Here is a 23,400-nt window from a genome sequence, read left to right as displayed (position 1 = left end):
TGAGCAAAAATATGCAGGGTAACGCATTGACATAGCTCAGCAACCTTAATAGGGAAGCTGAGTTTTATGTCATTTTATAACAGGTAAAGCTTGTCTTTACTAAAAGTAAAAGTAATAAGCAGTGGAAGCATTATGATGAACCATTCCCAGCCAACAGGCGCTGATTACAATTACGCCATTGTCCGCCAATTTGCCTTAACCACAGTTTTGTGGGGTATTGTTGGTATGTCAGTCGGCGTATTAATTGCGGCTCAGTTAATCTGGCCTCAGCTGAACTTTGACACTCCTTGGTTAACGTATAGTCGCTTGCGACCATTACACACCAATGCGGTGATCTTCGCGTTCGGTACATCAGCCCTTTTTGCAACATCCTATTATGTCGTACAACGCACCTGTCAAACCCGACTATTTGCACCTAAGTTAGCCGCATTTACGTTTTGGGGATGGCAAGCCATCATTCTGTCAGCAGCTATCACTTTACCAATGGGTTTCACTCAAGGTAAAGAATACGCTGAATTAGAATGGCCTATCGATATCGCAATTACTATCGTTTGGGTGTCCTACGCTATTGTGTTCTTCGGTACTATTATCAAACGAACGACTTCGCATATTTATGTGGCGAACTGGTTCTTTGGTGCCTTTATTATTACCGTTGCTGTACTACACATAGTTAACTCTATGGCAGTACCAGTTAGTCTGTTCAAGTCATACTCTCTGTATAGCGGCGCTGTCGATGCTATGGTGCAGTGGTGGTATGGTCACAATGCGGTAGGTTTCTTATTAACCGCAGGCTTCTTGGGGATGATGTATTACTTCGTACCTAAGCAAGCGGGTCGTCCTGTGTACTCTTACCGTCTATCTATCGTCCATTTTTGGGCTTTGATCGCACTGTATATTTGGGCTGGTCCTCACCACTTACATTACACAGCTTTACCTGACTGGACTCAGTCTTTAGGTATGGTGATGTCACTGATCCTATTCGCACCTTCTTGGGGCGGTATGATTAACGGTATCATGACCTTGTCTGGTGCTTGGCATAAACTGCGTACTGACCCTGTATTGCGTTTCTTAGTCGTTTCTCTGTCTTTCTACGGTATGTCTACCTTCGAAGGCCCGATGATGGCGATTAAGACAGTTAACGCATTATCACATTATACAGACTGGACTATCGGTCACGTTCATTCCGGCGCGCTAGGCTGGGTTGCAATGGTGTCTATTGGTTCTCTGTATCACTTGATCCCTGTATTGTTCGGCCACGGCCGCATGTACAGCATCAAATTAGTCAACGTCCATTTCTGGTTAGCGACTATTGGTACTGTGCTTTACATCGTATCTATGTGGATTTCAGGTGTAATGCAAGGTCTAATGTGGCGCGCAGTGAATGCTGACGGTACTTTGACTTATAGCTTTGTTGAAAGTCTTGAAGCTTCATATCCTTTCTACTTTGTACGTTTCCTTGGCGGTTGTTTCTTCCTGACCGGTATGCTGATCATGGCATACAACGTGATCCGTACTGTGAAAGCCTCTAAAGATTCATTGCCAGCATTGGCAGAACCAACAGCGGCTTAAAGGAGCAAACTCGATGAAATTTAATCATGAGATAGTTGAAAAAAACATCGGTTTGTTAGCGATCTTTACCGTTATCGCTATCAGTTTCGGTAGTCTCGTTGAAATCACACCGTTGATTTTTCAAAAAGATACGACTGAGCCTGTGGAAGGTTTAAAGCCATACACTGCTCTGCAAATTGAAGGCCGTGACATCTATGTTCGTGAAGGTTGTTATAACTGTCACAGCCAGATGATCCGTCCTTTGCGTGCAGAAACTGAACGTTATGGTCACTACTCTGTCGCGGGTGAATCGGTTTGGGATCATCCATTCCAATGGGGTTCTAAGCGTACAGGTCCTGATCTTGCCCGTGTTGGCGGTCGTTACAGCGATAAATGGCATGAAGTTCACTTAATCGATCCTCGTGCTGTAGTACCTCAATCGAATATGCCAGGGTTCCCATGGTTAGCCGAAAACAAGTTAGACGGCGAACTGACGGGCGATAAGATGACTATCCTACGTAACATGCATAAAGGCGGTTACAAAGGTAATGATCTTTATACCGATGAAGAAATCGCAGGCGCACAGCAAGCTGTTGCAGGTAAGACAGAGCTGGAAGCCTTGATTGCATATCTTCAGTCTTTGGGTCACGCACTCAAATAAGGAGGCAATATATGGATTACGGCACATTACAAGGCATTTTAACCATCATTGTGATGCTGACCTTCGTCGGTATATTTGCTTGGGCATATAGCTCGCGTCGTCAAAAATCTTTTGATGAAGCAGCTAACCTTGTGTTTTCCGATGAGGAAGTCAGCAAGGTATCGAAGGACTCAGGAGAGAATAAGTGATGAGTAGCTTCTGGAGTGTTTGGATTAGCGTACTCTCGTTAATTGTGATCGCGGGATGTTTTCTATTACTGCGTGTGTGTTCTAAGAACACCACGGACGTAAAAGAAGGCGAATCCATGGGTCACAGTTTCGACGGTATTGAAGAACTCAATAACCCACTGCCAAAATGGTGGAGTTATATGTTCTATATCACTATCGTGTTTGGCTTGATCTATTTGGCCTTATTTCCTGGTTTAGGTAACTACAAAGGCCTTTTAGGCTGGACCAGTTCTAACCAAAGCATTGGTACTGAACAAGGTATTAAAGCCGACTCTGCCGCAGCCATTGAGCTTGCCGCAAAAGAAGGCCGTTATGTTCAGTATGACCAAGAAGTAAAACACGCTGATGAAAAATATGGCCCAATCTTCGCGGCTTACTTGGCTACACCACTAGAAGAATTAGTGAAAAACCAAGAGGCATTAAAAGTGGGCGGCCGTTTGTTCCTACAAAACTGCGCACAGTGCCACGGCTCTGACGCACGTGGTAGCAAAGGCTTCCCTAATCTCACCGATGGTGACTGGTTATATGGTGGCGACTTAGCCACGATTAAAACCACTATCATGGGTGGTCGTCATGGCATGATGCCGCCAAAAGGTGGTTTGCCAATCGATGACAGCGAAATTGCGGGTTTAGCTGAATACGTTGTTAAATTGTCTGGTCGTGAACACGATGAAACACTCGCCGCTCAAGGTCAAGGCTCATTCATGAAAGGTTGTTTCGCGTGTCATGGTATGGACGCTAAAGGCAACAAGTTCATGGGTGCTCCGAATTTAACTGACGATGTTTGGTTATATGGCGGTAGCCGCGGCGTGATCGAAGAAACGATCAAACACGGCCGTGCTGGTGTCATGCCAGCCTGGAAAGACGTGCTCGGTGAAGAGAAAGTTCACGTGATCGCAGCTTATGTTTATAGCTTGTCAAACAAGTAATTAGATGTGAGTAATGCTAAGGCCTCGAAGACTTCGAGGCCTTTTTTTTAAAGTGCTAAAACCGTCTTTTAACGGTAAAATGGCGCAAATTTTTTGAATGGGTATCTGACATGAGCGAACAACAAGCCTGGTATAAGCAGTTCTGGCCTTGGTTTTTAATTATTCTTCCTTTATGTGCCGTCGTCGCAAGTTTTACCACACTAAAAATTGCCCTTACGAACTCGGACTCTTTAGTCGCCGAGGATTACTACAAAGATGGCAAAGCCATTAATATGGACTTAAGTAAAGTAAAGTATGCCAAACAAATAGGCATGAATTTTTTACTCGAACAAACTAATAATGAAATTCTGCTGACGCAACAAGGTGGTCCCGCTTCTCAAGCTGCGCTGAAAGTCGAGTTCTACCATCCAACCATTGCCGACAGAGACATCAAGCTCACCGCTACAGCCGATGCCAGTAATGTGTATCGCATTACCGTGCCTGCCACACTGATCGGCCCTTGGGAAGTGCGTCTGGAAAGTTACGATGGCAAATGGCGCATTCACCAACGCGTTGAATTAAAAGATCATGTCCAACTTTGGCTGAACTGATTGTGGTTGAATTGATTTAGTTAAATAAGAATAGCTATGACACATCCAAGTTGTTTTCACTGCCAAGAGCCCGTGCTGACGGGCCAGCAGTTTGTGACTCGCATTAATGATCGTGATGAACTCATGTGTTGCCCCGGTTGCCAGGCGGTTTCTCAGGCGATTGTGGATGCGGGATTGCTCAGTTACTACAAGTTTCGCACTGAGCCAGGCAGTAAACAGAACGCACTCGTCCCCGAAGCCTTAACGCAATTTAGCGCCTATGACTTGCCTGAAGTGCAGCAAGACTTTGTCCATTCTGAAGATAATGTCGAGTCAGTGTCACTCTCTATTGATGGTATCACCTGCGCGGCTTGTGCTTGGTTGATTGAGCACAAAGTGAAACAACTAACGGGTGTGAGCCAAGTACTGGTTAACTCGACCACCCAACGCGCCATGATCAGTTGGGATAAACGCACGGTAAGACTCAGCGATATTCTCGGGCAAATTAGCCGTATTGGTTATCAAGCCGCACCCTACCAAGTCGATGAGCAAGAGCTCAACAATAAACTCAATAGTCGAAAGTTTTTACTGCGTTTAGGCTTAGCCGGCTTTGCGACCATGCAAGTGATGATGTTCGCCCTCGCCCTCTATACCGGCTACTTCACCGATTTAGATGTGCAATATCGGGACTATTTCCGCTGGGTCAGCATGATTTTTGCTACCCCCGTAGTGCTTTACTCGGCGCAGCCCTTCTATTTCAGTGCTATTCGTACCCTGCTCAGCGGCAAACTCAATATGGATGTGTCTGTCTCCATTGCGATTGGTGGCGCATACGTGGCCAGTTGTTTCGCCACAGTCAATGGCACCGGCGAAGTGTATTTTGAATCTGTGTCCATGTTTACCTTCTTCTTGTTACTCGGGCGCTACTTCGAACAAAAAGCCAGGCAAAAGGCCTCGGTTAGCTCAAGTAATTTGCATAAGTTAGTGCCGCTCACGGCGCACTTAGTGAACGACAATAGTCAGGAAGAAGTTCCCGCCAAAAAGTTACGCCTCAATGATGTGATCCTCGTTAAACCGGGTGAAATGGTAGCTGCCGATGGCGTAGTGATTGAAGGTCACACTAGCATCAATGAAGCTATGCTCACCGGCGAGCAAATGCCGATTGAAAAAACTCTTGCTAGCCAAGTTTACGCAGGCACTATCAACGTCGACCAACCCATCAAAGTTAGCGTCACTGCACTAGGGCAAGACCAACTTGTGGCTGAGATTATTAGACTGCAAGAGCTTGCATCCAATACAAAACCTGCAATTGCGCTATTAGCCGATAAATTATCGCGTTATTTCTCGGGCACAATCCTGACCATAGCGACAATCACCTATTTGGTTTGGCATCAAATTTCCCCTGAGGATGCCTTTTGGGTAACGCTATCAGTTCTAGTTGCTACCTGTCCTTGCGCCTTAGCACTTGCCACACCAACTGCCGTCACCTGCGCGACGGCGATTTTTACTCGCCTTGGGATTATTACTCGCAAAGCCGGTGTGTTTGAAAAACTGCCGCTGGTCAAGCATGTTGTCTTTGATAAAACCGGCACCCTCACCTGTGGTACCCTCTCTATTGGAGCAACGCAGTGCATGGCTGATTTAACCAAGATGCAAACCTTAGCCATTGCCGCAGCGCTGGAAACAGGTTCTCGCCACCCAATTGCCGCCGCATTTGCCGAGTTTGCTGATAATGCACTGGTTGCCGAAGAGGTTCACCATCAAGTCGGTTTTGGCGTCTGCGGCCGTATTGATGACACTGACTACATAATTGGTAATGCGGCATTTACTGGCGCGAGCATTGATAGTAGTGACCCGACCCAAAAGATTTGGTTAGCACGTTCATGCAATAATCAGCTTGAAGTACTGGCAAGCTTTGAAATTCAAGACAATATTCGCCAAGACAGCAAAGCCACAGTTGCGACGTTAAAGCAGCTAGGTTGCCGCATCAGTATTGCCAGTGGCGATAGCTCAGGGCATGTTCATCAATTGGCAAAAGAGTTGGGGATTGACGATGTGCACAGCGGCTTGACGCCTGCAGATAAGCTTGCCCTAGTGACTCGATTACAACAGCATACTCGCGTGGCGATGTTTGGCGATGGCATCAACGATGCACCTGTGCTTGCGGGCGCCGATTTGTCGGTGGCTATGGGCAGCGGCAGTGCTATCGCAAAAAACAGTGCCGATTTAATTTTATTGGGGGATCATCTGTCCCGCTTTACCCAAGCGGTTGCCGTTGCGAAACTGACGACACAGATTATCAGACAAAATTTAGCGTGGGCGCTGGGTTACAACGCCCTAATCTTGCCCTTAGCCGTTACTGGCCATGTGGCACCTTATATCGCCGCCATTGGCATGTCGGCGAGTTCTTTGATTGTGGTCGGTAATAGCCTGAGATTATTACGGGTTAAAGTATAACCATAATAAGAGTTAAATCAGAATCATAAGAGGTCATTATGGAAATTATTTATGTGCTTATCCCCATTGCCATGATCTTTGTCGCGATTGCTGTAATGGTCTTTTTCTGGGCAGTCAAATCCGAGCAATTTGACGATTTAGATCGCCAAAGTGTGTCGATATTATTCGACGAAGATACTGTTAAACCAAACAGCCATACCGTGTCTGAGAAAGAGCAAGCCGAAGCTGCACAAGAAAAAGGCATGCCTCTGTGATTGAGTTCGCAGTGATGGAGTACAATGTCACCGGCGCTTTTCTTGTAGGTCTCATGGGTGCTGCACATTGCTTTGGTATGTGTGGCGGTTTAGTGGGCGCTTTTTCCGCCCAAATCCCTCATCCTAAAATAGGTAACCAGCTGGCCCATCAGCTTAAATATTTACTGAGTTACAATCTTGGGCGTATTTTGAGTTACACCTTAGCGGGCGGCTTAGTGGGCGCTTCGGCGGCAGGTCTTGGTCACTTATTTGAACTGGATACCTATCTGATTGTGCTGCGCATCATCGCTGGATTGATGATGATCGCAACTGGGCTGTATATCGCCAAAATTTGGGTCGGAATCGTGCAGATTGAACGCGTCGGTCAATGGTTATGGCAGTATTTAAAACCCATAGCGCAACGGCTTGTGCCTATCAAAAGTCCAAGCCAAGCAGTCATGGCGGGATTCATTTGGGGCTGGCTGCCCTGCGGACTCGTTTATAGCACCTTAACTTGGTCGGTTGCATCTGGCTCTGCTAGCCAAGGTGCCTTGATTATGTTGGCCTTTGGCTTAGGCACCTTACCCGCCCTATTAAGTGCAGGCGTGGCGGCAAAACGCCTTGCCGCTTGGGTGCAACAGAAAACCGTTAGACTATTAAGCGGCTTACTGTTAATTGCGTTTGGTGGTCAAACTTTATATATCGCACTCGCGCAGCTAAACTAGCCCAAGTGCGTGAATTGGTTTAACATGGCTGCAGTGGATAAACTTGAGAATCAACATGACAATTGAACAAAATAAGAATCGTCGTCCTGCCGCTAGCGGATGCACAATCCATTGTCACGATTGCAGTATGGGTACCCTTTGTATTCCTTTTACCCTCAATGCAAGTGAGCTAGATCAGCTCGATGATATTATTGAGCGTAAAAAGCCGATCCAAAAAGGCGAGCAAATTTTTAAATCGGGTGATGCGTTAAAATCCCTGTTTGCGATCCGCTCTGGCACCATCAAAAGTTATACGATTACCGAGCAAGGCGATGAGCAAATAACTGGCTTCCATTTAGCGGGTGATGTGATTGGTTTTGACGGTATCCACGCCCAGTTGCACCAGAGTTTTGCACAGGCCCTCGAAACCTCCATGGTCTGTGAGATCCCCTTTAATATCCTCGATGAACTTTCAGGCACTATGCCTAAATTGCGTCAGCAGATCATGCGCCTGATGAGCAATGAGATCATGAGCGATCAAGAAATGATCCTGCTACTCAGCAAGAAAAATGCCGAAGAACGCCTGGCTGCATTTATCAGCAATCTGGCTAATCGTTTTGGTAGCCGTGGCTTTTCGCCAAAGGAATTCCGCTTAACCATGACCCGCGGTGACATTGGTAATTATCTCGGTTTAACCGTAGAGACCATCAGTCGTTTACTTGGGCGTTTCCAAAAATCAGGCTTAATTGAGGTTAAGGGTAAGTATATTACTATCCTCGACTCACAAGAGCTGAATCTGTTAGCGGGTAATTCGCGCATAGCGAGATAGTTCACCGCAAGCGTGTTTTCTGCAAGAAAGTTGAGTGAAACATAATAGTTAAGTGCAAAAGTATTAGGCGCTAATTCCTTGCTATAGATTGCAAGAACAATTCAGTTGAAAAAACGCGGCTGGCTAGACATGTCATGCAGATTAAGGCATGATTTTTAAGCGAGTTTTAATCAATTTCAATTGAGTTTGATCTAGAACAATACAGCTAACTGCCAAAGGCTCATGATGATATTGAGCCTATGACTAAAGGAACCTCCCATGAAGGATTATCAAAAAATACTGGTTGTGGTTGACCCTACCACAGAGAATCAAGTTGCCCTCGCTCGAGCGGTAACCTTGGCCAGTAAATGCAATGCTCAAGTCACTGTGTTTCTTTCTATCTTCGACTTTTCTTATGAGATGACTTCGATTCTGTCGAATCAAGAGCGCGAAGCCATGCGCCAAGGCGTCATAGATCAACGTCTCGCTTGGATCCAAGACTTACTCGCCGCTTACGCTCATCTGCAACTCAATATCGATACCCAAGTCATTTGGCATAACCGCCCCTTCGAAAGCATTATTAATCATGCAATTTCAGGGCAATACGATTTGATTGTTAAAGGCACCCATGCCCACGACAAACTCAAAGCGGTGATCTTCACCCCAACCGATTGGCATTTAATGCGTAAAGCGCCTGTGCCAGTGTTGATGGTGAAAGCCCATGACTGGCCAGCGGCGGGTAAAATCCTTTGCGCTGTGAATGTGGCGACCGAAGATACCGATCATCAAATGCTTAACGGTAAAATCATTGAGCACGCAAAAGATTTGGCAGATAAATTCTCTGCCGAAGTGCATTTAGTTAATGGTTATCCCGGCACACCGGTAAACCTAGCCATTGAATTACCAGATTTTGATGCCCAATCCTATAACGAAACCATTCGCATGCAGCATGAGCAGCGCGTAAGTTATCTCGCTAATGCATACGGCATTAATCCAAACCATTGCCATGTAAAAGAAGGCCTGCCTGAGGATGTGATCCCTGAGCTTGCTGAAAAACTCGATGCCGAATTGGTGATCTTAGGCACAGTCGGCCGCACCGGATTTTCAGCGGCATTGATTGGTAATACCGCAGAGCATGTTATCGATAGCATTAATTGCGACTTACTGGCTATCAAACCTGACGGTTATAAATCGCCGTTAGAAGAAGCCTAAGCGATACGCGGCACTTTACCCCGCCAAAGATAGCTGGAATAATACGCGCCCTGAAACTGAGTTACTGGGCGCTTTTTTATGCTTGAAGCTATATCTGAAGTTACGGCAAATCCTATGTCTGAAGAATTATCAAAAAAACACACTACCCGTCTGAATAAATTACAGAAACGTCTGCGTCGTGAAGTGGGTAGCGCAATCGCCGATTACAATATGATTGAAGATGGCGATAAGATCATGTGCTGCCTCAGTGGCGGTAAAGACAGCTATGCGATGCTCGATATTTTGATGAATCTGCAGCAACGCGCGCCCATTCAGTTTGAAATCATTGCGGTTAATTTAGATCAGAAGCAACCAGGCTTCCCTGAGCATGTGCTGCCCGCCTATTTAGATAAGCTCAATGTGCCTTATCACATCCTCGAGAAAGACACTTACTCGATAGTGAAAGACAAGATCCCTGAAGGCAAAACCACCTGCTCCCTGTGTTCTCGCCTGCGACGCGGTACGCTCTATGGCTTTGCCCAGCGTATTGGCGCCACTAAAATCGCCCTAGGCCATCACAGGGATGACATTATCGAGACCTTGTTCTTGAATATGTTCTTTGGCGGTAAGATGAAAGCAATGCCGCCAAAGCTGCTGTCGGATGATGGCGCTAATGTGGTCATTCGGCCACTTGCCTATTGTCGCGAGAAAGATCTCGAAGAATATGCCAGCTTAAAAGAATTTCCAATCATCCCCTGTAACTTGTGTGGCTCGCAGGAAAACTTAAAGCGCGCCGCTGTCAAAGACATGCTGAATCAGTGGGATAGACAATACCCAGGTCGAATTGAAACAATTTTCACCGCTATGCAAAACACCGCACCATCACAGGGTGTTGACCGTGAGCAGTTCGACTTTGTGTCTCTAACGCGTGACCCTAACGCGCCTCTGCGTGGCGATGTTGCCGAAGCCAATCTGCCCGCATTCGATTTCCTAGATATCGCCAACAGCGGCCGTATTGATTTGGATGCAGCAAAACGCATTGATATTGTTAACACTTACGAAGTCTAATTAAGGCTGAAACTAGCGCCCTAATCAGTAAATAAGTTAAACCAGCAAAACAAAAATGCCCACATGATGTGGGCATTTTTATGGCTACAAAATAAGTTAATCTTTGAGTACGTGCTTCTCAATCGACTATTTCAAGATGCCAATTCAAGATACAAAGAGGATCACTTCACCCAAGGACTCAAGACTAATGGCTGGGCACTAAAGCTTAGCGTCGTGATGTTTTCAAGCTCATTCACGGCTAATTTATAACTGCCCTTAACGGCTTGTTCACGGCCATTAAGGTGTACATACACTTCTTGCTCGGGTTGGAATTCAAAGTTAAGACCAGCAATAGGATCCCTAAAATAACGCATCGGGAAGCCTTGCATAGCACCAAGCAGCGTGTCCATTTCGGTCACGATTTGCTGTAAACGCGCTTTATCGTACTCAGCCAATGTCTGTTTTGCTCTGACTTGCATCGCGATAGCACATCCATCAGCACTGCCCGCAAAATTGAGATTAACCAAGGCACGCTGATCTTTTAAATCATCATCTAAGGGAATAAATAACCGCTGAGCATAGGTATACGTCAATGGCGTTGATGTTTTTTCACTGGAAATAGAACCGCTTTGGATCAAACAGTTTTTTTGCATTGGAACACTAAAAGCCACTTCTACGAGTTGGTAACTGCCCTTATTGACTTGTTTTAACCTATCATAAAAACCTTTATATTCAAGGGATACAGTTTCTGCAGCGGCGCTAGTTGCCAGTAAACAGAGGCCACTAAACAACAATTTTTTATACATCGACATTCACCAAATATTTTTCATTATGACGTAACATATCAAGCAGCTCATCAATATAAGCTTCTTGTCTTTCAGAATAATTCACGAGTCCGTAAATCAATTGATCCGCTGTCGGCTCTAGCTCCTGTGAGCGTAAATCAGCGCGGATAGAACGAAACAGCGCATAAGCCGTATTAGAATTTAAATTGCGCATGTAGGATGAAACGGACTCGTCGACCGATGAAAATACTTTGACCTCATGGCTCTTACCAGATCCCCGTGAAGATGGCACTATGCCGCAACCAGCACTAAAACACCATTCACCAAAAAAATTAAAGCCTTCACGGGCAAAACGTGAGCTGCCCCAACCGGATTCATTCGCGGCTTGGATCAGCACCATAGATTCAGGCACAATATCGACGCGCTTTAGTAAGCTTGCTAAGGATTTAGCATCGACGTTTCGTGCCGCATATTGGTATTTGTCGAATAGCGTATTGAGTTGCCCGAGTTGGGTCTCAGATAAACTCTTGCCATTATCAACCAAAGCGAGCATTTCACTGACAAACTCGCGTTCCATCGAGATGATGGCATTCTGCTGCTGCACAATCGGCCGCAGAAAATCAAAAAAGGCTTTCTTCTTTTCGGTGATATCGTTGATCGCAGAAAAGTCAGGAACTTGCGTAACAGGATCGACAGCGTCAACGAGTTGGGTCGCAATGCTAGATGAATCATTCGTGTTGGGAATGATCCAAACGCGCAATGCAAAAATCGCCACTATGACCATGGCTAATGCCAATGTAAACGATCCGATTCTACCCGTTTTCAATAGTTCACCTTAAGTATGACGCCCGTATTGGGCAAATAAAGGGCGGATTATAAGCTATTTGTCAGATTTAACGAAATGTGCCCGCCGTCACTGTCATTAATCACGCATCTGGCGCATTAACTCAGGTACAATATTGCGCCTAAGTCGCGATTCTGAATCCGTGTATACGTTCTTGCCGTATGACAGTCGATAATAGATGCAAGCTTTCGACTGAGCTTTTATACTAAGGTTCCTTAACGCAGTTAAATTGCACAGTAGCGCTTACGTCATTGCGCTTTGTACGTAATCAGTGATGACAGTAACATTCATTTTTCGGGTATTCAGGAAGGAAGAACCCAGATGCAGCATTTGATGTTAAATCAATTTGAACGTGTCGTCGCCATTGGCGGAGGCCATGGTTTAGGCCGAGTATTATCGTCACTCGATTTTTTAGGCAGCCGTTTAACGGGAATTGTCGCGACCACAGATAACGGTGGCTCTACCGGTAGACTCAGAGCCGAGCAGGACTGTATTGCCTGGGGCGATTTACGCAACTGCTTATCCCATCTAGCCAATCGCCCTTCCGTCGGCTCACAACTATTCGAATACCGTTTCCAAGGTGAAACTGAACTCAGCGGCCATAATCTGGGTAATCTTATTTTACTGGCGCTTGATCAGCTGTGCGTTCGTCCATTAGAAGCAGTTAATCTCATCCGTAATTTACTCAAGATTGAAACCCAGCTAATCCCTATGTCTGAACAACCCACACACTTAGTGGCTCTGCAAGCCTGTGGTAGTAAAGTGTTTGGCGAGATCAATGTCGACAGTATGGATGAAGCACCTATCGCGCTCTGCCTTGAGCCACAGGTCGATGCAACTTTTGAAGCCTGTGAGGCCGTTCGACACGCAGATTTAATCATTTTAGGCCCTGGCAGCTTCTTAACCAGCATTATGCCGCCGCTGCTATTACCTAAGTTTGCAAAAAGCCTAGCCGCTACTAAAGCTCAAGTGATCTTTATCGATAACCTTGCAGAGGAAGCCTCACCCGCGGGTCGATTTAGTATTGAGCAACGTATCGCTTGGTGCCATCAAGTCATTGGCAAGCCCATCATTCACAAAGTGTTACGTCATGGCGAACAAACGCGTTTAGGACCACTCATTAACTATTTTCCGTTGAAGAATCGCCATAACCCGAATTTACATGATCAAGCGAACCTATTAGATGCATTAAGCGCCCTGCTACGAATTAAATCTGAGCTCACGCTACAATCGCAGGAGCCTCTCGCGCTTAGCTGCTAATCACTGAATAGCCCGCACATTCTGAAAAACATAAAGGACAGCAAATGCTGTCCTTTATGTTTAAGGCTAAAGAGAAATTCCTTTAGCCTCATTCTATAATCTAATAAGCCTTACAATACTTGCGCTATCGCTTTGCAGATCACTGGCATATTGGTCTTAGTCATGCCTGCAACGCTAATGCGTCCTGAACCAACGATATAAACCCCAAACTCGTCTTTCAAGCGCGCCACTTGGGTTTTGTTCAAACCAGAGAAACTGAACATACCATTTTGGCGAGAAATAAAGCTAAAGTCCTGAGTCACGCCTTCAGCCTTTAAGCTGTCAACGAACAGGGTACGCATTTCGGCGATACGCTCACGCATCTCTTTAACTTCCTGCACCCACATGGCTTTCAGGGCTGCGTCATTTAAGATAGTGCTGACGATCAGCGCGCCATGTGCTGGCGGATTAGAATAGTTTGCACGTATGGTACGTTTCACTTGGCTAAAGGCACGCACGGCAGCATCAGCATCTTCAGCCACCACAGTTACGGCGCCGATACGTTCGTTGTACAAACCAAAGTTTTTAGAGAAAGAGTTAGCAACCAGCAGCTCCGGCACTTTTGATGCCACTAAACGAAGACCTGCTGCATCTTCTTCAATTCCAGCACCAAAACCTTGGTATGCAAAGTCAAACAATGGCACAAGTTTCTTATCAGTACACAATTGGGCTACGAGTTCCCATTGCGCCAAGGTTAAATCGATACCGGTTGGGTTATGGCAGCAACCGTGTAGCAACACAACATCGCCTGCATTCGCGTGAGACAAGTCCGTCATCATGGTATCAAAATCGATATCATGGGCTTCTGCTTTGTAATAACCGTATTCTTTAACGGCTAAACCCGCAGTTTCAAAAATGTTTTGATGGTTGGCCCACGTTGGATTGCTGACCCAAATAGTGTGCGAATCGGTATTACGCAGTAAAAACTCAGCAGCAATACGCAGTGCACCTGTGCCGCCTGGGGCTTGCGCTGTGGCAGCACGGCCAGAAGTGATTAATGCACTGCCCTCACCGAATAACAATGTTTGTACAACATGGTTATACGCTTGCACGCCTTCAATGCCTAAATAGTTTTTGGTCTTCTCTTGCTCAAGTAAAATAGCCTCGGCTTTTTTCACTGAAGTCAGCACTGGAGTTTGTCCAGCCTCATCCTTATAAATACCGACACCCAGATTAACTTTATCCTGACGGGGATCTGCCTTAAAGGTATCAGTTAAACCAAGAATGGGATCTGCGGGTGCGAGTAATACTTGAGAGAAAATCATGACTACGTATCCTAATTATGCGCGTGTAGGGGAAATTTCGGCTTATTTATACCACTGTCTTTAAGGGGGGAATAGCGACTTAAGCACCTTCTCAGGGAAATTCTTACGCCATTGTAGATTTAACAGTAAAAGTTCAATTTTTTTATGTAATTATAAGCATAAACGGAAAATTGCTTTAATAAAGTTATTTATAACATCTAGATCACAAAATCCTGTAATTTTATCTTGTAGAAAAGAATCGCGCTGACGTCGCAATACTGAATGAATAAAATGTGAGCGGGATCTATAGCTAATTCTAACTTAGCCGAGTAATCATCTTAAATGGCACTAAGTGAGCCAGTGGCATTCGGCTTTGAGGATCTATAAAGCAAAAAAGCCCTGACATGAGTCAGGGCTTTTCTGTTTTTTGGTACCCGAGGCCAGACTTGAACTGGCACGCTGTTACCAGCGAGGGATTTTAAATCCCTTGTGTCTACCGATTCCACCACTCGGGCAAACTCTTTATATTAACGACGGGAATCGTGTCATTAATACTTTAAACTATGGAGGCGCGACCCGGAGTCGAACCGAGATCGACGGATTTGCAATCCGCAGCATAGCCATTCTGCCATCGCGCCCAAATTGCCAAATTAATTAAAATTTGGAGCGACATATCGGATTCGAACCGATGACCTATACCTTGGCAAGGTATCGCTCTACCAACTGAGCTAATGTCGCCTATCATTGCGCTTAATCATTAGAAGCCATGCTAGGCATGCTTTCCCCTGACTGCGGATTGGCATTCTACCGATTTAGACCTCAGAGTCAATCAACAATTTTTAAAAAATGATCTAAGCCGTATCGTTTGCCCAATAAACCGCCATAAGTCAGCAAAGTTGATGTTTCCTTCATCAATTTAGGCTTTTTGCTGTTACTGACGCCGATGCGGCAGATGATTAAGTGCGGCAGAAAGCTGTGGTTGATAGGAGCATTGCGGCGAACCCAATTAAATTGCATAAGTATAGAAAAACAAAAGCGCCCTACAGGGCGCTTTATGTGAAGATTATGCACAAGTCTTGAAGACTCAGCATTACTTACGCTAGTGATTTACGCAGCCAACTTATGCAGGCAAAGATAGCGTCGTTAAACCTAACATAGTTTGCATTACACCAACCACTTGGCAGCTGTAACCAAACTCGTTGTCATACCAAACATAAAGAATGGCACGCTTGCCTTCTGCGATAGTTGCCTGTGAGTCAACCACGCCCGCATAACGAGAACCCACTAAATCGCTCGATACAATTTCAGTAGAGTCGGTGTAATCGATTTGATTTTGTAGCGGTGATTGCAGCGCCGTATCTTTAAGGTACTCGTTCAGCTCATCTTTACTGGTTTCAGCATTCAAGTTCATGCTGATGATGGCCATAGAGACGTTTGGCGTTGGCACGCGAATCGCGTTACCGGTTAACTTGCCCGCTAACACAGGCAGTGCTTTAGCAACGGCTTTAGCGGCGCCTGTTTCAGTGATTACCATGTTTAATGGTGCACTGCGGCCACGGCGGTCAGCAGTGTGATAGTTATCAATCAAGTTTTGATCGTTGGTATAAGAGTGAATCGTCTCAACATGACCATTCTCAATACCATATTTATCATTCACAGCTTTCAGTACAGGCGTAATAGCGTTGGTCGTACAGCTTGCCGCAGAAACGATAATGTCTTCTGGGGTAATATCGCCTTCATTCACACCGTAAACGATGTTCTTGATTGCGCCTTTTGCAGGAGCTGTCAGCAACACTTTACTCGCGCCAGGGCTCTTAAGGTGTAAACCAAGACCCGCTTCATCTTTCCAAATACCAGTGTTATCAACAACGAGTGCATCGCTGATATCGTATTTAGTGTAATCCACTTCATCAGGCGAGTTTGCATAAATCACTTGGATATAGGTACCGTTGGCGATGATGGCATTGTTCTCTTCGTCAACTTCCACAGAACCATTAAAAGGACCATGGACTGAGTCACGGCGTAATAAACTGGCACGTTTCTCTAAATCACCTTTCTTACCGCCACGTAATACGATAGCGCGTAATCTTAACTTATTGCTGCGGCCTGTGCGTTCAATCAGCAGGCGTGCTAATAAGCGACCGATACGGCCAAAACCATAAAGCACAACATCACGCGGTGCGACATCATCAGCATGGTCGATGGCATCGGCCAACTCTTTTGCCATATAGCTTTCAATTTCACTGACATCGGTGTGATCACGCCAGTAATTGACTGCAAGCTTACCAATATCCACTTTACATTGTTTAACTGCGAGTTTGCTCAAAGCTTGAACGAAGGGGAAACTCTCGCGTAAACGTAATTTTTCACCGACATGACGACGAACTAAACGGTGCGCTTTAATGATTTCAATCGTAGAAGCATTGAGTAACGGCTTGCCGTAGACCACGACTTCAACGCCTTGGTTACGGTACAACTTGCCTAACAAAGGCTGCATCGCCTCTGCCATTTCAAAACGTTCTTGCCAACTTTGTAGGTGTTTATCAGCGCTCATTTACAGATCCTTTATCTCACTTTTCAATAAAATGTACTGAAAGGTTTGAGTAACATGACGAAAAGACCAATAATCTAATGCGGGTTTTAGGGAAAACCCTGTTTTGGTCGGCGCCATTGTAATGAAAGTCGCGCTGTGTTGCCAGTAAGATATTTTCTGTAAATCTGTAATTTTATTAGAAAAATTATCGTTTGGAGAGTGTTTTGAGACAAAATCTAGTAATAATTACATCATTTACCTTTGGGATGAGCCTTTTTGGTCTTTTCGGTTGTGATAATGGCCGAAATATCTCAGCAATTTGTAAAAATAATCCTGAAATTTGTGCCGATTTGCATAAGGATGGCTGGTGTTTGGCCGAAAAAACTAAACTAATCCAGAACCGCTACGAATTAAAAGACAACGAAAACCCCACAGGCAAACAACTCTACCTGCAATTGACTTACCTTGAGGATTACAGCCGCTGTATTGAACTCGCCTCTGGTGTTCAGCATATCATCCACACCAATCGCACCGCGGATAGAGCCAGAGCCTTTAGATTAAGCACCCAGAATTTAAGTTTGCTACAAGATCAAACCCGCGAGCGACAAGATCCTTTCATGTCCTATTACCAATGGACTCGCTTTGGCGATACCGCAGCGCTAAATAGATTATTAGAGCATGAAAACGCCGGCGAAGTGACTGACCCTTTCCTACTTGCCCAAGTCGCAACTTACTACAGCAATCGAAATGCCATCAAAGCGCAACAACTCTATCTTAAGGTCTTTGCGGAGATCCAATACGATGATTTCGACGTTAACTGGTTACTTGGGCTCGCATCAGCCTATCGCCAGCTACAGCTACTTGATAAAGCCTATATGCTGACGAAGGCAAATTTACTACTTACGCAGCAGAAGTATTCAGAGGAAAAAATGCTAGCCTTGCTCGGTGGCAATAAAACGCTGGCGACTGAACTCGATTTAAAAGCCCAAGCTCTTATTGATGCGCTAAAAAACGGGACTTATCCTCAGAGTCCAGTAAGACAATGGCTTGATCCTCAAGCGGTTGACAAAGCGCCTACGGCAACTGAGGCTGTACCACCTGCACTTGTCGAAAAAACAGACTAAGCAACTGATGGCAAAATGTTTGCCATCTTGTAATTTTTTACCCAATTAACGCGTAAAAAATGGCGATTTCGCGACCGATGTAAAAAAAATACCTAATTTGTTAATCAAGACAGCGGTAAAATGCCGATTTAACTTGACGATAGCTGTCAGTTTGGTAATTTTACTACCAGTTGAATTTTATAATCACCAGAGGGATATGAGATGACTATCCGTGTAGCAATAAATGGCTATGGCCGTATCGGTAGAAACGTATTACGCGCCTTGTACGAAAGCGAAAAAGCTTATCCAATCAAGATTGTCGCTATTAATGATTTAGGCGACGCTTCAATCAACGCTCACCTGACAAAATACGATTCTGTTCACGGTCGTTTCAATGCCAAAGTTGACCATGATGCCGAAGCTATTTATGTGAATGGCGACAAGATCCTCACTTTCCAAGAACGTGATCCTGCAAAACTACCATGGGCTGAGTTGCAAGTAGACGTGGTATTTGAATGTACCGGTATCTTCACTTCTAAAGAAACTGTTCAACCGCATTTAACCGCTGGCGCGAAGAAAGTGATTATTTCTGCTCCAGGTAAAAACGTCGATGCCACAGTTGTTTACGGTGTGAACAACAACGTACTGACGTCGGACATGACAGTGATTTCAAATGCTTCTTGTACCACTAACTGTTTAGCGCCTTTTGCTAAGCCGTTAAATGACGAGATTGGTATCGAATCAGGCCTGATGACCACGATTCACGCTTATACCAACGATCAACGTTTATCTGACGTGTACCACACAGATTTACGTCGTGCCCGTGCTGCAGCGCTGTCAATGATCCCAACTAAAACGGGCGCAGCTGCTGCTGTAGGTTTAGTTGTACCTGAATTACAAGGTAAATTCGACGGTCTAGCGGTTCGTGTACCTACAGTTAACGTATCACTAGTGGATTTATCTTTCATCGCTGCCCGTGACACGACAGTTGAAGAAGTGAATGCCATTATCGAACGTGCTGCCAGCGTTGCGCCATTGAGCGAAGTGTTAGCGGTAAACAAAGAGCCATTGGTGTCTATCGACTTTAACCACAATGCGTTTTCTTCAAACTTTGACGCCACTCAAACCCGTGTAAACGGCCGTTTAGTGAAAGTGATGTCTTGGTATGATAACGAGTGGGGATTCAGTAACCGTATGTTAGATAACGCGGTTGCACTGATGAACGCCAAGTAAGTAAGCGTAAAGTAATCTAATCAATAGATTCTGCGTTACTCAATCAAGCCTCGCATTTGCGGGGCTTTTTATTGCCTTAGTTTTAATAAAAACAACAGACATAAAAAATCCCCACGCTATGGTAGGGATTTTATTAGGCTAAAGAAAAGCTAAATAATGCGCTTAGGCATTACCCTTCACTTTCATATTCAGTGTCTTGGCAAAATCCAGCATACGCGTCAATGGGATTAGCGCTTTAACTCTTAAGTCTTCATCCACAAATATCTCATGGGTGGTTTTATCGCTGTCGGCGAGTGACGCTTCAATGGCTTTTAAGCCATTCATCGCCATCCAAGGACAGTGAGCACAGCTCTTACAGGTTGCGCCATTTCCGCCCGTTGGCGCTTCGATTAAGATTTTACCTGGCGCCGCCTGCTGCATTTTATAGAAGATGCCGCGATCGGTTGCCACGATAAAACGCTCATTTGGCATAGTCTGCGCCGCTTTGATCAATTGACTGGTCGAGCCAACGGCATCGGCCATCGCCACCACACTGGCTGGCGACTCAGGATGCACAAGGATAGCTGCATCGGGGTAAACGCTTTTCATATCGCGCAGCGCGTTCGATTTAAACTCGTCGTGAACGATACAATCGCCCTGCCACATCAACATGTCGGCGCCCGTCTGTTTGGCGATATAACTGCCTAAATGACGATCTGGTCCCCAAATGATCTTTTTACCTTCGCTGTCTAAGTGCTCAACGATTTCGAGGGCAATACTGGAGGTCACCACCCAATCGGCGCGCGCTTTAACCGCAGCCGAAGTATTGGCGTAAACCACCACAGTATGATCTGGATGCGCGTCGCAGAAAGCACTGAACTTATCGATTGGGCAACCTAAGTCCAATGAACAAGTGGCTTCTAAGGTCGGCATTAAAATGGTTTTTTCTGGGCTTAAAATCTTGGCGGTTTCACCCATAAACTTGACCCCAGCAACGATTAAGGTTTTTGCTGGGTGATCGCGGCCAAAGCGCGCCATTTCTAAGGAGTCTGAAACACAGCCGCCAGTTTCTTCGGCAAGGGCTTGGATTTCAGGATCGGTATAATAGTGGGCAACCAGAACGGCATCTTTTTCAATAAGCAGTTGCTTGATACGTGCCTTATAGTCGGCTTTTTGCGTATTGGACAAAGGCACTGGCTTAGGCGGAAACGGGTAATCAATGGTTTCTATTGTTGGAGCAAATGGGCTGGGGGCTAACTGACTCATAACACATCCATCAGGATAACGACGTTCGGGAATTATACGTAATCGGGATCAAAAGATTAACCCATTTGTGCAAAGCAAAGTAAAAAGGACGCCCTAAAGCGTCCTTTTACTGTCAAATCTGCGTGCCAGCGGCTTAGCGCATCGCTAATAACATCTCTTGCGGCTGCTCAAGATACTGTTTCCACAGATTACAGAAGCGAGCAATGGTGCCGCCATCGATCACTCTATGGTCACCTGACCAGCTCACTTGCATGATTTGGCGGGCTTCGACTTCCCCTTTCGCGTTAAAGCGCGGTAGGGTTTGCAACTTACCTAAGGCCACAATCGCCACCTCAGGTTTGTTGATAATAGGCGTCGCCACTGTGCCACCTAAGGCGCCAATGTTAGAGATGGAAATCGTGCCGTCTTTCAGATCCGCTGGCGCCACGCGGCCGCTGCGGGCTGCTTGGGTCAGACGGGTGATTTCTGCCGCCACTTCTAAAATACTCTTGTCCTGCACGTCTTTGATGTTGGGCACCAAGAGACCGACTTTAGAATCCACCGCCATGCCGATATTGTGACGCGCCTTGTAAGTGAGTTCAGTGCAATCAGCATTCACTTGGCTATTCATCACAGGGAACTGACTTAACGCGAGCGACATCGACTTCATGAAGAAAGGCATCATGGTCAGCTTCACTTCATCGGATGAATACTTCACTTTCATGCTTTCACGCAGTGCAACTAAGTCTGTTAAATCAAACTCTTCACAATAGGTAAAGTGCGGAATGCTCGACACAGATTCCACCATCATGCGTGCCATCACAGCTTTTACGCCGCGGATCGGCTCAACCGTGTCAGCGCGTTGCGTTACTGTCGATGTTGTGACTTGGGTTTGAGATGCTTGAGTCGCTTGAGCCTCTTTTACCTGAGTCGTACTTGGAGCAGAAACATTACTCGCGCCTTGTTGGAAGCGAGTGATGTCTTCCTTATACACACGGCCGTGCTTTCCTGTGCCAGGTACTTGACTCAAATCGATATCTAACGACCGCGCCATACGGCGAACTGCAGGGCTGGCCAAGGCTTTACCTTGGTGAGCAGGTTCTGCATTCACAATCTGGGCTGCTGGTGCCGCATTAGCCGCAGTATCAGTTTTTGTTGTTGCCGCAGGTGCAGAAGCCATATGCTTAACTTCAATGGCAAATAAAGGCGCATGTACTTTAGCTAGCTGACCTTTGCGATAATGCAGTTTGGCAATTTTACCCGCTTTAATGGCAGGAATTTGCACCAGCGCTTTATCTGTCATCACGTCGGCAATCGGTTGATCTTCCTCAACCCAATCACCTTCACTCACCAACCATTCGACGAGTTCACATTCAACTATGCCTTCGCCGATATCTGGTAGCAAGAATTCTTCAATGCTGACAGACGAACTGGATGACGTGGTCGCGTTCGTGACTGCCACTGGCTCAGCAGCCTTTGCGATTGTCTCAGCAGATTCAGCCGCAACAGACTCTTCAGCTGCGATTTCAACGGCATCTTCAATTTTTACGGCATAGAGCGGCGCATGCACTTTCGCAATATCGCCCTTGGCGTAATACAGCTTAGTGACTACGCCAGCAAAAGGCGCAGGGATTTGCACTAAGGCTTTGTCTGTCATGACATCGGCAATCGGCTGATCTTCAACGACTGTGTCGCCTTCTTTGACCAACCATTCAACCAACTCACACTCCACAACACCTTCGCCAATATCCGGCAAAATAAAATCTTTAATCATACCGGACTCCTAGAAGGTCACTGATGCTTTGATGGCTTCAAACGTTTTGAATGCATCTGGCATGTATTCTTTTTCATGAATGAGTGGGTACGGGGTATCTAAACCACAAACGCGGCTGATGGGTGACTCTAAATACAAGAAGCATTCTTGCTGAATCGTCGCCGCTATCTCACCAGCAAAACCACCGGTTAATGGCGCTTCATGGTTAACCAGTAAACGTCCGGTCTTTTTGACTGAATCGGCAACGGTATCGATATCCCAGGGTGACAAGGTGCGTAAATCGATAACTTCACAGGAGATCCCTTCTTTAGCGGCCATGTCGGCGGCTTTTTCAAGGATTTCCATTTGCGCGCCCCACGCCACTAAGGTGATGTCTTTACCTTCGCGAACCACTTCAGCCTTACCCAGTTCAATTTCATAATCGCCCGCTGGCACTTCGCCAACCGATGCACGATATAAACGCTTAGGCTCAAAGAAGATCACCGGATTTTTGTCACGGATTGACGCCAGCAGCAGGCCTTTAGCTTGCTCTGGGTTACGTGGCACAACCACTTTTAATCCAGGTGTCTGGGTAAAATAGGCTTCAGGTGATTGTGAGTGATAATGGCCGCCTGCGATGCCGCCGCCATAGGGCGTACGGAACACTAATCCACCGACATCGAATTCATTACCGCTACGGTAACGGAACTTAGCCGACTCGTTGACGATTTGATCAAACGCCGGAAAGATATAATCGGCGAATTGAATTTCAGCCACAGCAGTCATGCCATTTGAGGCTAAACCATTGGCAAAACCCGCAATACCTTGCTCTGTCAGCGGGGTATTAAAGCAGCGAGCGCGACCGAATTTTTCTTGAAGACCGGAAGTGGCGCGAAATACCCCGCCAAAGTGGCCCACATCTTCACCAAAAACCACCATGCGTTCATCGGCTTGCATGGCAATCGACAAGGCCTCATTGACGGCCTGTAACATATTCATTTCAGCCAC

The 23,400-nt window shown here is 45.9% G+C and carries 21 protein-coding genes and 3 tRNA genes; 14 read left to right on the top strand and 10 right to left on the bottom strand.

Features of this window, described 5'->3' with window-relative positions; translation table 11 throughout:
• Positions 1–132: 132 nt before the first annotated feature.
• The 11 genes from ccoN (at position 133) to ttcA (ending at position 10,395) form a co-directional block, all read left to right on the top strand.
• A complete protein-coding gene (gene ccoN, locus AYJ58_RS13110; RefSeq protein WP_006081607.1) occupies positions 133–1,569 on the top strand; it encodes a cytochrome-c oxidase, cbb3-type subunit I in 1,437 nt (478 codons plus the stop codon).
• A 13-nt stretch (positions 1,570–1,582) separates the two neighbouring features.
• Complete coding sequence (gene ccoO, locus AYJ58_RS13105) at positions 1,583–2,209, top strand: cytochrome-c oxidase, cbb3-type subunit II (protein WP_006087156.1); 627 nt, start codon at positions 1,583–1,585, stop codon at positions 2,207–2,209.
• Between the two features lie 11 nt (positions 2,210–2,220).
• Positions 2,221–2,397 (top strand): CcoQ/FixQ family Cbb3-type cytochrome c oxidase assembly chaperone, encoded by a 177-nt coding sequence (locus tag AYJ58_RS13100; protein WP_006081605.1) that lies wholly within the window; start codon positions 2,221–2,223, stop codon positions 2,395–2,397.
• Positions 2,397–3,365 (top strand): cytochrome-c oxidase, cbb3-type subunit III, encoded by a 969-nt coding sequence (gene ccoP, locus AYJ58_RS13095; protein WP_006087157.1) that lies wholly within the window; start codon positions 2,397–2,399, stop codon positions 3,363–3,365. The genes AYJ58_RS13100 and ccoP overlap by 1 nt, the downstream gene beginning before the upstream one ends.
• A 110-nt stretch (positions 3,366–3,475) precedes the next feature.
• Positions 3,476–3,955: a FixH family protein gene (locus AYJ58_RS13090; RefSeq protein WP_006087158.1), complete on the top strand. Its 480-nt coding sequence runs from the start codon at positions 3,476–3,478 to the stop codon at positions 3,953–3,955.
• A gap of 36 nt (positions 3,956–3,991) precedes the next feature.
• The gene (locus tag AYJ58_RS13085) at positions 3,992–6,391 is read left to right on the top strand and encodes a heavy metal translocating P-type ATPase (protein ID WP_106650463.1); all 2,400 of its coding nucleotides are present in this window, start codon (positions 3,992–3,994) and stop codon (positions 6,389–6,391) included.
• 38 nt (positions 6,392–6,429) lie between these two features.
• On the top strand, positions 6,430–6,645 hold the full coding sequence (ccoS, locus tag AYJ58_RS13080; protein WP_106650462.1) for a cbb3-type cytochrome oxidase assembly protein CcoS: 216 nt from the start codon (positions 6,430–6,432) through the stop codon (positions 6,643–6,645).
• 11 nt (positions 6,646–6,656) lie between these two features.
• The gene (locus AYJ58_RS13075; RefSeq protein WP_198555681.1) at positions 6,657–7,349 is read left to right on the top strand and encodes a sulfite exporter TauE/SafE family protein; all 693 of its coding nucleotides are present in this window, start codon (positions 6,657–6,659) and stop codon (positions 7,347–7,349) included.
• 55 nt (positions 7,350–7,404) lie between these two features.
• Positions 7,405–8,157 carry an electron transport transcriptional regulator EtrA gene (gene etrA, locus AYJ58_RS13070; protein WP_006081599.1) on the top strand — a complete coding sequence of 251 codons (753 nt, stop codon included), beginning with the start codon at positions 7,405–7,407 and terminating at the stop codon, positions 8,155–8,157.
• Between the two features lie 258 nt (positions 8,158–8,415).
• Entirely contained in the window at positions 8,416–9,348 is a 933-nt protein-coding gene (gene uspE, locus AYJ58_RS13065; protein WP_106650460.1) for a universal stress protein UspE, read from the top strand.
• Between the two features lie 78 nt (positions 9,349–9,426).
• On the top strand, positions 9,427–10,395 hold the full coding sequence (gene ttcA, locus AYJ58_RS13060) for a tRNA 2-thiocytidine(32) synthetase TtcA (RefSeq protein WP_198555449.1): 969 nt from the start codon (positions 9,427–9,429) through the stop codon (positions 10,393–10,395).
• A gap of 161 nt (positions 10,396–10,556) precedes the next feature.
• Here ttcA and AYJ58_RS13055 read toward each other — a convergent pair whose 3' ends face one another.
• Positions 10,557–11,180 carry a DUF2987 domain-containing protein gene (locus AYJ58_RS13055; RefSeq protein ID WP_106650459.1) on the bottom strand — a complete coding sequence of 208 codons (624 nt, stop codon included), beginning with the start codon at positions 11,178–11,180 and terminating at the stop codon, positions 10,557–10,559.
• A complete protein-coding gene (locus tag AYJ58_RS13050) occupies positions 11,173–11,985 on the bottom strand; it encodes a glucosaminidase domain-containing protein (protein ID WP_106650458.1) in 813 nt (270 codons plus the stop codon). Before AYJ58_RS13050 ends, AYJ58_RS13055 begins: the two co-directional genes overlap by 8 nt.
• A 339-nt stretch (positions 11,986–12,324) precedes the next feature.
• Between AYJ58_RS13050 and AYJ58_RS13045 the strand changes: the two genes are divergently transcribed.
• On the top strand, positions 12,325–13,263 hold the full coding sequence (locus AYJ58_RS13045) for a YvcK family protein (RefSeq protein ID WP_006087165.1): 939 nt from the start codon (positions 12,325–12,327) through the stop codon (positions 13,261–13,263).
• Between the two features lie 110 nt (positions 13,264–13,373).
• On the opposite strand, the gene AYJ58_RS13040 is transcribed toward AYJ58_RS13045, so the two are convergent.
• From AYJ58_RS13040 to AYJ58_RS13015, 5 genes are all read right to left on the bottom strand, one after another.
• Positions 13,374–14,567 (bottom strand): amino acid aminotransferase, encoded by a 1,194-nt coding sequence (locus tag AYJ58_RS13040; protein WP_106650457.1) that lies wholly within the window; start codon positions 14,565–14,567, stop codon positions 13,374–13,376.
• A 407-nt stretch (positions 14,568–14,974) separates the two neighbouring features.
• Positions 14,975–15,061, bottom strand: a tRNA-Leu gene (locus tag AYJ58_RS13035).
• A 49-nt stretch (positions 15,062–15,110) separates the two neighbouring features.
• Positions 15,111–15,184, bottom strand: a tRNA-Cys gene (locus AYJ58_RS13030).
• A gap of 24 nt (positions 15,185–15,208) precedes the next feature.
• Positions 15,209–15,284 (bottom strand) — tRNA-Gly (locus tag AYJ58_RS13025).
• A 382-nt stretch (positions 15,285–15,666) separates the two neighbouring features.
• A complete protein-coding gene (locus AYJ58_RS13015) occupies positions 15,667–17,100 on the bottom strand; it encodes a glyceraldehyde-3-phosphate dehydrogenase (protein WP_106650455.1) in 1,434 nt (477 codons plus the stop codon).
• 203 nt (positions 17,101–17,303) lie between these two features.
• Between AYJ58_RS13015 and AYJ58_RS13010 the strand changes: the two genes are divergently transcribed.
• Together AYJ58_RS13010 and gap are read left to right on the top strand one after the other, a co-directional pair.
• Entirely contained in the window at positions 17,304–18,203 is a 900-nt protein-coding gene (locus tag AYJ58_RS13010) for a DUF2989 domain-containing protein (RefSeq protein WP_106650454.1), read from the top strand.
• 201 nt (positions 18,204–18,404) lie between these two features.
• Entirely contained in the window at positions 18,405–19,415 is a 1,011-nt protein-coding gene (gene gap / locus AYJ58_RS13005) for a type I glyceraldehyde-3-phosphate dehydrogenase (protein ID WP_006081590.1), read from the top strand.
• 162 nt (positions 19,416–19,577) lie between these two features.
• On the opposite strand, the gene nadA is transcribed toward gap, so the two are convergent.
• The 3 genes from nadA to AYJ58_RS12990 form a co-directional block, all read right to left on the bottom strand.
• Entirely contained in the window at positions 19,578–20,660 is a 1,083-nt protein-coding gene (nadA, locus tag AYJ58_RS13000; protein ID WP_106650453.1) for a quinolinate synthase NadA, read from the bottom strand.
• Positions 20,661–20,793: 133 nt separating this feature from the next.
• Entirely contained in the window at positions 20,794–22,413 is a 1,620-nt protein-coding gene (locus AYJ58_RS12995) for a dihydrolipoyllysine-residue acetyltransferase (protein ID WP_106650452.1), read from the bottom strand.
• Between the two features lie 9 nt (positions 22,414–22,422).
• The gene (locus AYJ58_RS12990) at positions 22,423–23,400 is read right to left on the bottom strand and encodes an alpha-ketoacid dehydrogenase subunit beta (RefSeq protein ID WP_028759982.1); all 978 of its coding nucleotides are present in this window, start codon (positions 23,398–23,400) and stop codon (positions 22,423–22,425) included.

Origin of the sequence: Shewanella sp. Pdp11, assembly GCF_002838165.1 — a bacterium.
In the GTDB taxonomy this organism is placed as follows: Bacteria; Pseudomonadota; Gammaproteobacteria; order Enterobacterales; family Shewanellaceae; genus Shewanella; species Shewanella hafniensis.
This window is presented reverse-complemented; position numbering and strand designations above follow the sequence as displayed.

Excerpts from the sequence above, each read along its gene's own strand:
- ttcA (WP_198555449.1), top strand. The coding sequence starts at position 9,427 with ATGCTTGAAGCTATATCTGAAGTTACGGCAAATCCTATGTCTGAAGAA.
- etrA (WP_006081599.1), top strand. The coding sequence starts at position 7,405 with ATGACAATTGAACAAAATAAGAATCGTCGTCCTGCCGCTAGCGGATGC.
- nadA (WP_106650453.1), bottom strand. The coding sequence starts at position 20,660 with ATGAGTCAGTTAGCCCCCAGCCCATTTGCTCCAACAATAGAAACCATT.
- ccoO (WP_006087156.1), top strand. The coding sequence starts at position 1,583 with ATGAAATTTAATCATGAGATAGTTGAAAAAAACATCGGTTTGTTAGCG.
- AYJ58_RS13090 (WP_006087158.1), top strand. The coding sequence starts at position 3,476 with ATGAGCGAACAACAAGCCTGGTATAAGCAGTTCTGGCCTTGGTTTTTA.
- AYJ58_RS12995 (WP_106650452.1), bottom strand. The coding sequence starts at position 22,413 with ATGATTAAAGATTTTATTTTGCCGGATATTGGCGAAGGTGTTGTGGAG.
- gap (WP_006081590.1), top strand. The coding sequence starts at position 18,405 with ATGACTATCCGTGTAGCAATAAATGGCTATGGCCGTATCGGTAGAAAC.
- AYJ58_RS13015 (WP_106650455.1), bottom strand. The coding sequence starts at position 17,100 with ATGAGCGCTGATAAACACCTACAAAGTTGGCAAGAACGTTTTGAAATG.
- AYJ58_RS13100 (WP_006081605.1), top strand. The coding sequence starts at position 2,221 with ATGGATTACGGCACATTACAAGGCATTTTAACCATCATTGTGATGCTG.
- ccoS (WP_106650462.1), top strand. The coding sequence starts at position 6,430 with ATGGAAATTATTTATGTGCTTATCCCCATTGCCATGATCTTTGTCGCG.
- AYJ58_RS13045 (WP_006087165.1), top strand. The coding sequence starts at position 12,325 with ATGCAGCATTTGATGTTAAATCAATTTGAACGTGTCGTCGCCATTGGC.
- AYJ58_RS13055 (WP_106650459.1), bottom strand. The coding sequence starts at position 11,180 with ATGTATAAAAAATTGTTGTTTAGTGGCCTCTGTTTACTGGCAACTAGC.
- AYJ58_RS13085 (WP_106650463.1), top strand. The coding sequence starts at position 3,992 with ATGACACATCCAAGTTGTTTTCACTGCCAAGAGCCCGTGCTGACGGGC.
- ccoP (WP_006087157.1), top strand. The coding sequence starts at position 2,397 with ATGAGTAGCTTCTGGAGTGTTTGGATTAGCGTACTCTCGTTAATTGTG.
- ccoN (WP_006081607.1), top strand. The coding sequence starts at position 133 with ATGATGAACCATTCCCAGCCAACAGGCGCTGATTACAATTACGCCATT.
- AYJ58_RS13040 (WP_106650457.1), bottom strand. The coding sequence starts at position 14,567 with ATGATTTTCTCTCAAGTATTACTCGCACCCGCAGATCCCATTCTTGGT.
- uspE (WP_106650460.1), top strand. The coding sequence starts at position 8,416 with ATGAAGGATTATCAAAAAATACTGGTTGTGGTTGACCCTACCACAGAG.